This is a genomic window from Adlercreutzia faecimuris (assembly GCF_022669055.1).
Classification (GTDB): Bacteria; Actinomycetota; Coriobacteriia; order Coriobacteriales; family Eggerthellaceae; genus Enterorhabdus; species Enterorhabdus faecimuris.
Genome location: NZ_JAJMLW010000003.1, coordinates 111911 through 125493, shown reverse-complemented (window position 1 = coordinate 125493; position 13583 = coordinate 111911). Strand labels below are relative to the sequence as shown.

At 71.0% G+C, this 13583-nt stretch carries 9 protein-coding genes; 5 read left to right on the top strand and 4 right to left on the bottom strand.

Annotated features, from left to right (window positions below):
* Nucleotides 1–187 precede the first annotated feature (187 nt).
* The 3 genes from LPT13_RS08450 to LPT13_RS08440 all read left to right on the top strand — a co-directional run bounded on the left by LPT13_RS08450 (nucleotide 188) and on the right by LPT13_RS08440 (nucleotide 3352).
* Entirely contained in the window at nucleotides 188–1057 is an 870-nt protein-coding gene (locus LPT13_RS08450; RefSeq protein WP_242165584.1) for a MerR family transcriptional regulator, read from the top strand.
* Nucleotides 1058–1157: 100 nt separating this feature from the next.
* On the top strand, nucleotides 1158–1697 hold the full coding sequence (locus LPT13_RS08445) for a rubrerythrin family protein (protein ID WP_242165582.1): 540 nt from the start codon (nucleotides 1158–1160) through the stop codon (nucleotides 1695–1697).
* Nucleotides 1698–1990: 293 nt separating this feature from the next.
* Nucleotides 1991–3352: a Na+/H+ antiporter NhaC family protein gene (locus LPT13_RS08440; protein WP_242165580.1), complete on the top strand. Its 1362-nt coding sequence runs from the start codon at nucleotides 1991–1993 to the stop codon at nucleotides 3350–3352.
* A gap of 10 nt (nucleotides 3353–3362) precedes the next feature.
* On the opposite strand, the gene LPT13_RS08435 is transcribed toward LPT13_RS08440, so the two are convergent.
* Nucleotides 3363–4289 carry a DNA/RNA nuclease SfsA gene (locus LPT13_RS08435; RefSeq protein ID WP_277927021.1) on the bottom strand — a complete coding sequence of 309 codons (927 nt, stop codon included), beginning with the start codon at nucleotides 4287–4289 and terminating at the stop codon, nucleotides 3363–3365.
* A gap of 219 nt (nucleotides 4290–4508) precedes the next feature.
* Here LPT13_RS08435 and LPT13_RS08430 point away from each other — a divergent pair, with 219 nt between their 5' ends.
* Both LPT13_RS08430 and LPT13_RS08425 read left to right on the top strand, forming a co-directional pair.
* A complete protein-coding gene (locus tag LPT13_RS08430; RefSeq protein WP_242165575.1) occupies nucleotides 4509–4817 on the top strand; it encodes a thioredoxin family protein in 309 nt (102 codons plus the stop codon).
* Nucleotides 4818–5142: 325 nt separating this feature from the next.
* Entirely contained in the window at nucleotides 5143–7785 is a 2643-nt protein-coding gene (locus LPT13_RS08425) for a DEAD/DEAH box helicase (protein ID WP_242165572.1), read from the top strand.
* A gap of 110 nt (nucleotides 7786–7895) precedes the next feature.
* Here the strand turns inward: LPT13_RS08425 and LPT13_RS08420 are convergent, their stop codons facing one another.
* From LPT13_RS08420 to LPT13_RS08410, 3 genes are all read right to left on the bottom strand, one after another.
* A complete protein-coding gene (locus LPT13_RS08420; RefSeq protein ID WP_242165570.1) occupies nucleotides 7896–9386 on the bottom strand; it encodes an APC family permease in 1491 nt (496 codons plus the stop codon).
* A gap of 153 nt (nucleotides 9387–9539) precedes the next feature.
* A complete protein-coding gene (locus LPT13_RS08415; protein ID WP_242165568.1) occupies nucleotides 9540–11360 on the bottom strand; it encodes an ABC transporter ATP-binding protein in 1821 nt (606 codons plus the stop codon).
* Nucleotides 11357–13582: a HelD family protein gene (locus tag LPT13_RS08410; protein ID WP_242165567.1), complete on the bottom strand. Its 2226-nt coding sequence runs from the start codon at nucleotides 13580–13582 to the stop codon at nucleotides 11357–11359. Before LPT13_RS08410 ends, LPT13_RS08415 begins: the two co-directional genes overlap by 4 nt.
* Nucleotide 13583 lies beyond the last annotated feature (1 nt).

Here is a 13583-nt window from a genome sequence, read left to right as displayed (position 1 = left end):
GCGCCGCGAAGGCAAATGGGGCGCGCTCCTGCGCCCGCGCCCCCCCTATTTCGGCGCGGACGGGAAGGGCGAGGCGCGCGGCCCCGGCAGCGCCCGATACCCCCGACTCGAAAAACCCGAAACTCCCCCTTGACCCTCACGTAACGTGAGGGTCTATGCTTGTCCCCGGCAAGAGGAAAGGAGCCCCATGGCACAGACGACCCCGCGCGGCACCGCCGCCCCCGCATCCCGCGCCGCCGCCCGCCCCGCGGCCCCCGGCGACGCGCCCGCCTCCGCCGCCCCGGCGGGCGGCTACACGGCCGGGGCGCTGGCGGATCTGGCCGGCGTGACGGTACGCGCCCTGCACCACTACGAGGCCGAGGGCCTGCTGGCGCCGGCGCGGGACGCGAGCGGGTACCGCCGCTACGGCCCCGACCAGGTGGAGCGGCTGCAGCACATCCTGCTGTTCCGCGCCTGCGGGCTGGCGCTCGGCGACATCCGCCGCAGCCTGGACGACCCGGGCTTCGACCGCGCCGCGGCGCTCCGCGCCCGCCTTGCCACCCTGCGCGCGCAGCAAGAGCAACTGAACACCCTGATGGGCACGGTGGAGAAGACCATCGCCGCCCTGGAAGGAGAAACCATCATGACCGATCACGAGCGATTCGAGGGCCTGAAGCGCCAGGCCGTCGAGGACAACGAGAAGGCCTACGGCGCCGAGGCCCGCGAGCGCTGGGGCGACGCGGCCGTCGACGCCGCCAACGAGAGGACGCTCGCCCTGGACGAGGACGCCTGGAACGACCGCGAGGCCCTGGGCGAGGCGGTGCTCGACCAGCTGCGCGCCGCCTTCGCCGACGGCGCCGGCGACCCGGCCGGCCCCGAGGCCCGCGCCCTGGCCGAGATGCACGGCCGCTGGCTCGCCCTCCACTGGGGCGAGGGCGCCTACACGCGGGAGGCCCATGCGGCGCTCGCCGACGGCTACGTGGCCGACGCGCGCTTCACCCGCTACTACGACGACGCCGCGGGCCCCGGCGCCACCGCCTTCCTGCGCGACGCCATCGCCGCCTGGTGCGCCGCCTAGCCCCGCCCGCCTTGCCGGCCCCAAATCCTGACCGCGACCCTCAGCGCATCGCCCCGCGCGCATGATGGCCCCGTCACGCCATCATGCGGAAGGAGATGCCATGAAGCTGCAGGATTCCCAGTCGTGGAAGAACATCGAGACCGCCCTCAACGCCGAGGCCCTGGCCTACGTCGAGTACGTGTTCTACGGCCAGCAGGCCAAGAAGGACGGCTACGTCCAGATATCCAACCTCTTCCAGGAGACCGCCGACAACGAGCTGCACCACGCGAAGCTCCTGTTCAAGAAGCTGCACGACGGCGGCACCCCGCCCACGCCCGAGTGCCTCAAGCTGGCGCACGACTCCGAGCACTACGAGTGGGACGTCCAGTACAAGGAGTTCGCGAAGGTGGCGCGCGACGAGGGCTTCGCCGAGCTCGGCGACTTCTTCGACGGCCTGGCCGCCATCGAGAAGAGCCACCAGGAGCGCTTCGACGTGCTGGCCGAGCGCATCGCCAACGACGAGGTGTTCAAGCGCGAGCAGGTGCAGGTGTGGTACTGCACCGTCTGCGGCCACCTGCACATCGGCACCGAGGCTCCCGAGGAGTGCCCCGTCTGCGCCCACCCGCAGGCCTACTTCCAGATCCGCGCCACCAACTACTAGGCGCCGGGCGGGCCGCCCCACGCAAAGCCATGCCGCCGGGGGCGGGGCCACGTCGCCCCGCCCCCTCTTTGCGCCCCCATCCCCACGTCCCCGCACCGCCCGCGTTTCCGCGCTTGTCCCACTCGCCCCACCCCGCGCTGGGCGCGGGCTCGCGTTCGCGTGTCTCGCGCACCCCGTGTGCGCTTGGGGCGATAGCCGGCGCGCGGGAACGCGCATGGCGGCGCGGGCCGGGCCCGGGCGGCGGTGGTGTAAGATAGGCGGCTGTACGCTTATCACCGACGGACGGGGCGAAGATGGAAAAGGGAAGAGTTCGGGCGCTGCTGCCCATCGGCGTGTTCCTGGTGCTGTACCTGGGGCTTGGCATTCTGTTCGAGTACGGCATGGGCATCCCCATGGGGTTCTACAACATCCCCATCGTGGTGATCTTCCTCATCGCGCTTCTGGTGGCGTGCTTCCAGAACCGCGCGCTGCCCTTCGACGACAAGCTCGCCATCATGGGCCGCGGCATCGGTGACAAGACCATCGTCACCATGATCCTCATCTTCATGGCCGCCGGCGTGTTCGTCGGCACGGTCGGCCGCGACTCGGCCGAGTCGGTCGCCTACCTCATGCTCTCCATCATCCCGGCCGAGTACTCGGTGGCGGTGCTGTTCGTGGTGAGCTGCTTCGTGTCACTGTCCATGGGCACGTCGGTGGGCACCATCACGCTCATCACCCCCATCGCCGTGGCCGTGTCGGCCGCGTCGGGCTTCAGCCTGCCTCTGTGCGTGGCGTCGGTCATGGGCGGCGCGATGTTCGGCGACAACCTGTCGTTCATATCCGACACCACCATCGCCGCCTGCCAGGGCCAGGGCTGCCAGATGAAGGACAAGTTCCGCGAGAACTTCAAGATAGCCCTGCCGGCCGCCCTCGTGACGCTCGTCATCATCCTGGCGCTGTCGCTCAACACCGACCTGGCCGGCACCGTGACCCACGACTACGAGCTGGTCGAGCTCATCCCCTACCTCATCGTGCTGGTGGGCGGCATCATCGGCATCAACGTGTTCATCGTGCTTCTGCTGGGCATCGTGTCGGGCTCGATCATCGTGGTGGCCACCGGCGTCACGGCGCCCACCGACCTTTTGGGCAACATGGGCACCGGCGCCGCGGGCATGTTCGAGACCACCATGGTGGCCGTGCTGGTGAGCGCCATCTGCGCGCTCATCCGCGAGTACGGCGGCTTCACCGCGCTGCTCAACGGCATCAAGCGCCTGTTCAAGGGGCGTAAGGGCGGCCAGCTGGGCATGGGGCTGCTCGTGGGCGCCATGGATATCGCCACGGCCAACAACACCGTGGCCATCGTCATGGCCAACCCCATCGCCCGCGACATGGCCGAGACCTACGGCATCTCGCGGCGCAAGACGGCGTCGATCCTCGACACGTTCTCCTGCGTCTTCCAGGGCGTCATCCCCTACGGCGCCCAGATGCTCGTGGCCATCAGCGCCTGCACCGAGCTCGGCTTCGCGGTGACGGCGTTCCAGATCATCCCGTTCCTGTTCTACCCGTTCCTGCTGCTGGTCAGCTCGCTCGTGTTCATCTTCCTGATCCCCGAGCGCCGCGGAGGGGACGGGGAAGAGGGGAAGCCGGCCGCCGGCGACCCCGCGACGGCCGCGTAGCGGCGGGACCTTACCACTCCTCAAGCGGGAAGCAGCGGCGCAGGGCGATGGATTCGGGCGTGACCTCGAAGTCGGCCTGCCACAGCTCCACGCCGGCGGCGCGGCAGGCGTCGACGGTGGCCAGCACCTCGTCGTAGGTGGTGCCGTGGTAGAAGCGGAAGCCGTCGTTGCGGTAGTACAGGCAGTAGAGGATGACGGCGCGCTCGTGGTCGGAGAGCGACGCGGCCAGCTCGCGCAGGTGGCGCAGCGAGCGCTCGGTGGACGAGAAGGGCGCCTCGGGCAGGCGCGGCACGTAGTCGGGCACGGCGGTCTGGATCTGCACGAGCGGCGTCTTGACCTCCAGGTACAGGCGGTCGTCCACGAGGAAGTCGAGGCGCGACGACCCGAGCGGCACCTCGCGGCGCACCTCGCGCGGGCGCCCGGCGATGGGCTCGAGGGCGCCGGCGCGCAGGAAGTGCTCGACGTAGCGGTTGGACGCGTTCTGGTTGATGCCGATCCAGCGCTTGGCGGGCGCGGCGGGCTCGTCGAGGGAGAACGCCTCCACGGTGAGCGGCAGCTTGCGCTTGGGGTTGTGGCTGTCGGAGACGAGGCACGGGCGCCCCGCCAGGTCGAGCCCGCCGATGCGCGACACCGCCGGGCAGTGGCACCGCACGACGCGGGCGCCGGGCGCGGCGGCGCCGGGCGCGCCAGGCGCAAGGTCGCCGGGCGGCGGCGAGCCGGGGGTGCCCGCTGCGTCCTCCCCCGTCAGCGCCGCGTTCCGCGCGTCCTCCGCGCCCTCCCCCGTCAGCGCCGCGTTCCGCGCGTCCTCCGCGCCCTCCTCCGCCAGCGCCACGTCCATGATGAAGCGGTTGGGGCGCGCGAGGATGACCCCCTCGCGCAGGGGCTCGGGAAACATCAGCGGCGCGGCGGCCGGATCATGGGAATCACGGGCATCCATGGGCCCATGGTACGCCTGCGCCAGCCGGAAGAGGAAACGGGCGCGTTACGGGCCGCCGCAAGTTGAAAACAAAGACGGAGCGCCAGGGGCCTCAGGCCGGGGAGCGCCCTAGGGTAGGAGGACGGCTCGGCACCGGCCCGCGCCGCCAGCCGCCCGTCCGGGGGCGCTCCCCGCATCCGGCGCCGCGGCGCCACAACCGCAAACGTAAGGAGATCTGCCATGGTAGAGGAATTGGACAAGCTCGCATTCCAGCAGAAGGTCATCGACGGCGGCGGCAGAACGCTCGTGGAGTTCTTCGCCACCTGGTGCCCGCACTGCCAGGCCGAGGCGCCCGTCGTCGACGAGGTAGCCGCCGAGCTCGAGGGCGTCGTCCCGGTGTACCGCGTCGACATCGACCGGTCGCCCGAGGTGGCCGACCGCTTCGCCCCCGACGGCGTGCCCACCTTCGCGCTGTTCGACGGCGGCCAGCTGGTCGAGCGCAAGGTCGGAGAGCAGCCCAAGGAAGAGCTGCTGCGGATGGCCTCCTAACCGGCACGAAGGATCGGGGCGCCTGCGGAGCTGGGCCCGCGAGCGCCGGAACCGAGCCATCCGACCCCCTCGCGCAGAATCCGCGCGCAAAATGGCCAGAAACGACGGTTTGACGACAGCCGACGGCCCGATTCGCGGAAAATACCGGCTATGGCACCGCACACTGGAGAGACCCGAGAAGCGCGACCTGGGGTTTTAGCACCGCATGGCCCGCCAGGGCGCGCTCGCGCGTCGTCAAACCGTCGTTTCTGGCCATTTTGCCGACGCGCGCGACCGCTTCCCTATAATTGAAGCCCACCCGCCCGCGCCTGCCCGAGGAGCCGCCATGACCGCCATCGCCGAAGAGCCCGCCTACGAGCTGCCCGAGGACGCCCCCGCGCCCGACGCCGGAGCCGGCGCCCATGCGCCCGACGACCCCTTCGCGCCCGGGTCGCTCGGCTGGCTGCTGCCCTGGGCCGAGACGGGCGAGGGCGACGTGCTCGACCCCTCCGAGGCGCTCGAGGTGTTCCTCGGCTGGGTGGAGTCGCGCGGCATGGAGCTGTGGCCCCACCAGGAGGACGCCCTCATGGACCTGGCCGTCGGCGACTCGGTGATCCTGGGCACGCCCACCGGCTCGGGCAAGTCGATGGTGGCGCTCGGCCTGTGCTTCATGGCCGTCGCCACGGGCCGCACCGCCTACTACACCGCGCCCATCAAGGCGCTCGTCAACGAGAAGTTCTTCGCCATGGTCGACATCCTCGGCCGCGAGAACGTCGGCATGATCACCGGCGACACCACCATCAACACCGACGCGCCCGTCATCTGCTGCACGGCGGAGATCCTGGCGAACCAGGCCCTGCGCGAGGGCGAGGCGTCGAAGGTGGGCTGCGTCGCCATGGACGAGTTCCACTTCTACGCCGACCCCGACCGCGGCTGGGCGTGGCAGGTGCCGCTTCTCACGCTCCCCCGCGCGCAGTTCCTGCTGATGAGCGCCACGCTCGGCGACGTCAGCTCCATCGCCGCCGACCTCGAGGAGCGCACGGGCCGCCCCGTCGACGTCATCGCCGACGCGCCGCGCCCGGTGCCGCTCGCCTACGAGTACTCTCTCGAGCCGCTCGAGGCCACGGTCGAGCTGGCCCTGCGCAAGGGCGAGGCGCCGCTGTACCTGGTGCACTTCTCGCAGGACGCCGCGCTGGCGTCGGCCCAGTCGCTTGCCAGCTACGGCGTGGCCACCAGAGAGCAGCGCGAGGCCGTGAAGCAGGCGATGAGGGGCACGCGCTTCACCACCGCCTTCGGCAAGATCCTCCAGCGGCTGCTCTCCGCCGGCGTGGGCGTGCACCACGCGGGGATGCTGCCGCGCTACCGCCTGCTGGTGGAGAAGCTGGCCCAGCAGGGGCTCTTGCCCGTCATCTGCGGCACTGACACGCTCGGCGTGGGCATCAACGTGCCCATCCACACCGTGGTGCTCACCCAGCTGACCAAGTTCGACGGCCACCACATGCGCCGGCTGCGCGCCCGCGAGTTCCATCAGATAGCCGGCCGCGCCGGGCGATCCGGCTTCGATACCGAGGGCCTGGTCATCGCGCTGGCCCCCGAGCACGAGATCGAGAACCACCGCGCCCAGGTCAAGGCCGCGGGCGACCCCAAGAAGCTGCGCAAGATCAAGAAGAAGCAGCCGCCCGAGGGCTTCGTGAGCTGGGACGAGAAGACGTTCACCCACCTGGTGGAGAAGGCGCCGGAGAAGCTGACCCCGCGCATGCGCATCACGCATTCCATGGTGCTGGCCGTCGTCGCGCGCGGCGGGGACGCGCGGGCGGCCGTGCGCCAGCTCATCGCCGACTCGGCCCAGGAGCCGCAGGAGAAGGCGGCGCTCGCGGCCCGCGCCGACGAGATATTCGCCACGCTCATCGAGGCGGGCGTGGTGGAGCGGCGCGCGGGCGCGGGGCCGGATGGCGCCGACGAGTACCTGCTCACCGTCGACCTTCCCGAAGACTTCACGCTCGACCAGCCGCTGTCCCCCTTCCTGCTGGCGTCCCTCGACCTGCTCGACCGGGACGACCCCGCCTACGCGCTGGACGTGATATCGATCGTCGAGGCCACGCTGGAGAACCCGCGCCAGGTGCTGCGCGCCCAGGAGCGCAAGGCGAAGGACGCCGCCATGGCCGAGATGAAGGCCGACGGCGTGGAATACGAGGAGCGCCTGGAGCGGCTAGCCGACGTCACCTACCCCCGCCCGCTCGAGGACCTGCTTGACCATGCCTTCGGGCTGTACTGCCAGGCGGTGCCATGGGCACGCGACTACGAGCTCGAGCCCAAGAGCGTGCTGCGCGACATGGTGGAGACGGTGAGCGACTTCAAGACCTACGTGGGCCGCTACGGCATCGCGAAGTCGGAGGGGACGCTTCTGCGCTACCTCTCCGACGCCTACCGGGTGCTCGACCGCACCATTCCGCCCGCCGCCCGCGACGAGCGGCTCCAGGACGTGGTGGCGTGGCTCGGGTTCCTGGTGCGCACGACCGACTCGAGCCTGGTGGACGAGTGGGCGGCCGCGGGCGAGCTGCCCGACGCGGCGCCTCCGGCGGCGGACGGCGCCGTGGTGTCCGACCGCCGCGGCCTGCGCGTGCTCGTGCGCAACGCGCTGTTCGCCCGCGTGCGCCTGGCCTCCCAGGGCCGCGCCGCCGAGCTCGGCCGGCTGGACGGGGAATGGGGCTTCGGCGAGCGCCGCTGGCAGGACGCGCTCGACGCCTACTTCGAGGCGCACGAGAGCATCGGCATCGACGCCGACGCGCGCTCGGCCGCCTACCTGGAGATCGACGAGGCGCCCGAGCGCGCCGAGCACGCCTGGCGGGTGCGCCAGGTCTTCGCCGACGAGGCCGGCGACCACGACTTCCAGATCACCGCGACGGTCGACCTCGACGCCACCCAGGAATCCGGCGAGGCCGTCTTCCGCGACTACCGGGCCGGCTTCATCGAGGACCTGCTGCCCTAGCGCCCCGCCCGCGGCCACGCGGGCACGGGCACGCGGCGGACGCGCTACTCCCCCACGAGCCACTCCCCCACCTCCTGGACGCGGATGCCCGTGGGGGTGCCCCTCCCACCCTAGGCCGGGTCGCCCAGGTCCACGTCGTGGTGCAGGACGCGGGTGGTGACCAGGTAGTAGATCACGCCGAGGACGATCCAGATGATGCCCACGATGTGTGCGACGTTGCTCAGCGACGCCAGCACGGCCAGGGTCACCGCCATGCCCAGGACCGGGCACACGAGCAGCCGCCACGGGTTGGAGTGGTCCTTCTGCCTCACCCAGTAGTACCAGATGACGGTGAAGTTGAGGATGAGGTAGGTGGACAGCGCGCCGAAGTTGCTCACCTTGGCCACCTCGTCCATCCCCAGGTACAGCAGGGCCGGCAGGATGGCCAGCGACAGGCACGACACGAACAGGGTGGCCACCACGGGCACGCCCGTCTTCTCGTCCATCTTCCCCAGCACGCGCGGCAGCGACCCGCCGCGGCCCATGACGTAGATGACGCGCACGATGGACACCTCGAACACCATGCCGGTGAACACGCCCTGGGCCAGCGCCACGGCCACGGCGCACACGATGCCGAGCCAGGGCCCGGCCACCATCTGGGCCACCAGGTAGAAGCCGTTGTCCTCGTTGCCGGCGAACACCTTGCCCGACGGGTCGACCCAGGTGGCCACGAGACAGGTCAACACGAACATGGCGCCCAGCAGAAGGATCATGATCATCATGGCGCGCGACGGGCCGGTCTTGCCGTCCTTGGCCTCCTGGGTGAGCGTGGCCACGCAGCCGAAGCCCACGTAGGAGAACGCGGCTAGCGACACGGCGCCCATGGTGTCGCCGAAGTTGAACGCGGAGGGGTTGAAGAAGGCGGTGGCCGAGAATCCCGAGGTGGCGGGATGTCCGATGATGTAGGCGATGCCGAGCACCAGGAACAGCCCCAGCACCAGAAGCTCGCCCACCAGCGCCACGCGGTTGACGGCGATGGTCGTCTTCATGCCGCGCAGGGCCACGAAGGCGGTAAAGGCCATGAACATCAGGCACCAGCCCCACACGGGCACCGCCGGCACGTACTGGTTGAGGGCCAGGCCCGCCATGATGTAGCACAGCGTCGGCCCCACCAGGTACTGCAGCAGCATGAGCCAGCCGGCCACGAAGCCCACCAGCTTGCCGATGCCCTTGGTGGCGTAGGTGTAGATGGACCCCGACGACGGGAAGCGGTTGATCATCACGCCGAAGGACAGCACGGTGAACAGCATAGCGCCCAGCGCGATGAGGTAGGTGAGCGCCGGCATGCCGTGGGAGGCGTTGAAGACGCTCGCGTAGATGCTGAACGGCGCGATGGGCACCATGGAGATGAGGCCGTAGATGACCAGGTCGAAGACGGAGAGCGTGCGCTTGAAGCCGCCGTTGGCGGCGCCGGTGGGCGGCGCGGCGGCCAGGTTGTCGTCGACGGGCGCCGCGGCCTCCATGGCGCCGGGGGACGCGACGGGCGCAGGCGTCGCGGAGGCCGCCGGGACAGACGGCGCGGGGGCGCTGGCGGCTGAGGGTGCGGCGGGGTGCTTCTTCATGGTTCCTCCCAACGGGTGCTCGCGTAGGCGTGGGCGTGCGTGTCGCCCACGGCTCCACGATGCCACGCCGACGCCCCCGCGCCGACCCGGGCGCCCAACCGTAACGCCCCGAGGAAAAAGCAGTTCCCGCCCCGTTACCGACCGCCGCCCCCGCTACCCCAGGTACGCGCCCGTCTGGCGGCTCCACAGGCCCGCGTACTCGCCGTTGCGCTCCACCAGCTCGGCGTGGGGGCCGTCCTCCACGATGCGCCCGTGGTCGAGCACGACGATGCGGTCGAGGCTCGCCACGGTGGACAGCCGGTGCGCCACCACGATGGAGGTGCGCCCTGCCATGAGGCGCCCGAGCGCCTCCTGCACGGCGGCCTCGCTCTCGGAGTCAAGCGCGCTCGTCGCCTCGTCGAGCACCAGGATGGGCGCGTCGGCCAGCATCGCCCGGGCGATGGCGATGCGCTGGCGCTGGCCGCCCGAGAGCTTCACGCCGCGCTCGCCGGTGACGGTGGCGAAGCCCTGGGGCAGCGCCTCGATGAACTCGAGCGCGTTGGCCTGCCGCGCCGCCTCGCGGATCTCGCCCTCGGTGGCGTCGGGCCGCCCGTAGGCGATGTTCTCGGCGATGGTGCGGTGGAACAGCAGCGCCTCCTGCGGCACGTAGGCGATCTGGCGGCGCAGCGACTGCTGGGTGATGTCGGCCACGTTCTGCCCGTCCACCAGTATCTCGCCCTCCTGGATGTCGGCCAGGCGCAGCAGGAGCTTGGTGAGCGTGGTCTTGCCCGCGCCGCTCATCCCCACCAGGCCCACGCGCTGGCCCGCGGGGATGCGCAGGTTGAAGTCGTCGAACACCTGGGTGCGGGCCCCGCCGTCGGAATACCAGAAGCTCAGGCCCTTGAACTCGATGTCGCCGCACTCCACCACGAGCGGGCGGGCGCCCGGCGCGTCGGCCACCAGCCGCGGCTCGTCGAGCACGGCCGTCATGCCGCTCGCCTCGCCGAAGGCCTGGTTGAAGCGCTGGAGCCCCTGGTTGATGAAGTTGAACTGGTTCGTCACCGTGTAGGTGTAGGTGAACATGATGACCACGGTGCCCGGCGTTATCCCGAACCATGCGTTGCCGCCGGCGATGAACACGGTGACCACGCTCATGATGACCAGCGTGATGGCCGCCGTGATGATGCCGCGGGCCAGCGAGGCGCGCATGCGCTGGGAGTCGCGGGCGACCACCTCGCGGTTGGCGCGGTCGAACAGCCCCCGCTCGTAGTCCTCGCGCCCGTAGGTCTTCACCGCCAGGATGTTGGTCACCGCGTCGGACAGCTCGCCGGAGAGCTGGTTCTGCGCGCCGGCCGCCTTCTCGTTGAGGTGCAGGATGCGCTTGTACATCACGTACGAGATGACGCCGTACACGGCCAAGAGCGCCATGAGCACCGCCGTGTAGAGCGGCACCACGGGCGCCAGCAGCGCGCAGGTGAACACGACCGAGCAGATGACCGGCAGAAACGGGAACGTGAGGTTGTTGATCATCTGCGTGTAGCCGTTGATGAACTTGGTCGTCTGGCTGACGAGCGTGCCGCCGAAGCGATTGGAGTGGAACGTCATCGACTGGTTCGACAGCGCGTCGAAGGCCATGGTGGCAAGGTCGTAGTTGACGGCTATCTGGAGCTTCCAGAACGCGTAGTCCTGGAGCTTGGAGCACGCCAGGCCCCCGGCGTTGATGGCGATGAGGGCCGCGATGGAGGGCCCGAAGGCGGCCAGCACCTCGTCGGCGGCCACGGGCTCGGCGCTCACGCGGTCGACGATGAGGCTCATCACGTAGGGATTGCCGTAGGACAGAAGCCCACAGAAGCCCACCGTCGTGGCGATGAGCAGCACGAACAGCCCCAGGTGGCGGCGGGTCGCCTGCCAGTAGTAGTGGATGGTGCGCCGCGTGAGCGACGGGCGGCGGCCGGCCGCGCCGGCCCCGGCGGCCCCGGATGCCACGGCGCTCACGCCCCCGCCTCGGCCAGGAGCGGCGTGAGCGCGCCCTCGGCCAGGATGGTCAGCCGGCGCGTGGCGCGCGACACCGTGGTGTAGAGGCGGCGGCGCCCCAGGTCGTCGGCGGGGAAGGCGCGCTCGGACGCATCCGGCACGATGACGGCGTCGAACTCGAGCCCCTTGGCGTAGCGCAGCGGCACCATCACCACGCCCGCGTCCGGCAGCCCCTCGCGGCCGTCCACGACGGGCGGCGCGTCGTCGCCCAGGACGCGCGCCAGGCGCTTGGCCTCGCTCTTCCACGGCACCACCACGGCGGTGAGCCCGCCGGCGTCCCGCGCGTCGGCGATGACGCGGGCGAGCGCGGCGATATGGGCGTCCCCGTCGGCACACACCTCCACCACCGGCGCCACGTCGTCGCGCAGCACCGAGGACACCTCGCCGCGCACCTCGGGCGGCAGCAGCCCCGCGAACAGCGCGGTGATGGCCGGAGACGACCGGTAGCTCGTCATGAGGCGGCACTCGTCCACGCTGCCGCAGGCGCGCTCGAACACGGCGCGCACCTCGTCCAGGCCGGCCGTCCCCTCGGTGATGGCCTGGTTCGGGTCGCCGAGCAGAAGGAAGCGGGCGCGGCGGAAGTAGCGTGCCATCACCGCCAGCTGGCCGGCGGAGTAGTCCTGCACCTCGTCCACGAAGACGTAGCGCGCGCCCGGCTCGGAAAGGCCGGTCACCGCCATCTTGAGGTAGGCCCACGGGACGGAGGCCAGCCCGGCCTCGCCCAAAAGGCGCAGGGCCAGGTGGTCGACGTCGAGCCACTCGTCGCGCTCGACCACGTCGAAGGCGCCGGCGTGGCGGTCGCGCAGGTAGCGCAAGGCCAGCGCGCGCTCCTCGGCCTCGTCGACGGGATCGACCGTCTCGCCGAACAGCCGCAGCTGCTCCTCGATGGGCAGCGCCGCCACCTCCGCCTGCACGCCGTCGGTCGCGGCCATCTGGGCGAGCCGCGCCTCCAGGCGACGGCCCAGCTCCTCGCGCATGAGGCTCACGCGGTGCGGGCCGGCAGGCGCGGTGCGGAACTTCTGGCACGCCTTCCACGCCGCGTCGGCGCCCAGGAGCACGACGCCCCCGCACGCCACGGGCAGAAAGTCGCGCGGCTCGAACTCCATCCCCGCCACGGCCGCGTCGATGCGCGCCAGGTCGTCCAGCGTGGCCGCGCCGTCGCCCACGCCGCGTCCCTCAGGCAGCAGCGGCGCCAGGAACTCGTCCCAGGTGAGGGTGTGGGGATTGCGCTCGCCCAGGTCGGGCAGGACGCCGGATATGTAGCTGCGGAACAACGGGTTGGGCGTCAGCAGGTAGACGTCCTCGGGCCGCAGGGTGTCGCGGTTGCGGTAGAAGAGGTAGGCGATGCGCTGGAGCAGCACCGAGGTCTTGCCCGAGCCGGCGATGCCGGTCACCAGCAGCGCCGGCACGTCCTCGTGGCGGATGACGACGTTCTGCTCCTTCTGGATGGTGGCCGTGATGGCCTGCATCTGGGCCGAGCGCTGGCGCGCGAGCGACGCCAGCAGAAGCGAGTCCTGGATGGCCACGTCGCTGTCGAAGTAGCCGTTGAGCCGGTCGGCCTCGATGTCGAACTGGCGGCGCAGCAGAAGGTCGACCTTGATCGTGCGCCCGTCGGCCTCGTACGAGGTGGGGCCCAGGTCCTGGTTGTAGTACACCTCGGCCACCGGGCTGCGCCAGTCCACCACCATGCGGCGGTAGCTCTCGTCCGAGATGCCGGCGGTGCCCAGGTACAGGTCCTTGGGCGCGTCGCCCGCGCGGAACCGCAGCGACACCTTGGCGAAGTAGGGCTGGCGCAGAAGCGTCTCGACGGCGGCCAGGCGCTCGGCCTGCACGCCGTGGGACAGGTTGTAGCCGTCGATGATGCGGTTCAGGGCCATGAAGTCGGCGTGGGTCTCCATGGCGTCGTCCCAGGTGGCGTAGTTGGTCGCCAGCTCCTCGGCCATCGACTCCTTGTCGGCCGCGGCATCAGCCGCGAGCTCGGCCATGGCCCGGGCCGCCGCGCGGCCCAGCTCCAGCAGCTTGGCGTAGGTGGCGGAGAGGTGCTCCTGCTCGGCGGCGAACACGGGGTCGGCCGCACGCTCGGCTGCCTCGGCCGCACGCTCGGCCGCCTGGGCGTCGCGGGCCGCGGCGTCAGCGGCGGCCACGGCGTCGGCCGGCGCGCGCCCCTCGCTGGCGTCGGCCATC

Bases quoted from the DNA above. Each gene is read 5' to 3' on its own strand.
- LPT13_RS08450 (WP_242165584.1), top strand. From the start codon at position 188: ATGGCACAGACGACCCCGCGCGGCACCGCCGCCCCCGCATCCCGCGCC.
- LPT13_RS08445 (WP_242165582.1), top strand. From the start codon at position 1,158: ATGAAGCTGCAGGATTCCCAGTCGTGGAAGAACATCGAGACCGCCCTC.
- LPT13_RS08440 (WP_242165580.1), top strand. From the start codon at position 1,991: ATGGAAAAGGGAAGAGTTCGGGCGCTGCTGCCCATCGGCGTGTTCCTG.
- LPT13_RS08435 (WP_277927021.1), bottom strand. From the start codon at position 4,289: ATGGATGCCCGTGATTCCCATGATCCGGCCGCCGCGCCGCTGATGTTT.
- LPT13_RS08430 (WP_242165575.1), top strand. From the start codon at position 4,509: ATGGTAGAGGAATTGGACAAGCTCGCATTCCAGCAGAAGGTCATCGAC.
- LPT13_RS08425 (WP_242165572.1), top strand. From the start codon at position 5,143: ATGACCGCCATCGCCGAAGAGCCCGCCTACGAGCTGCCCGAGGACGCC.
- LPT13_RS08420 (WP_242165570.1), bottom strand. From the start codon at position 9,386: ATGAAGAAGCACCCCGCCGCACCCTCAGCCGCCAGCGCCCCCGCGCCG.
- LPT13_RS08410 (WP_242165567.1), bottom strand. From the start codon at position 13,582: ATGGCCGACGCCAGCGAGGGGCGCGCGCCGGCCGACGCCGTGGCCGCC.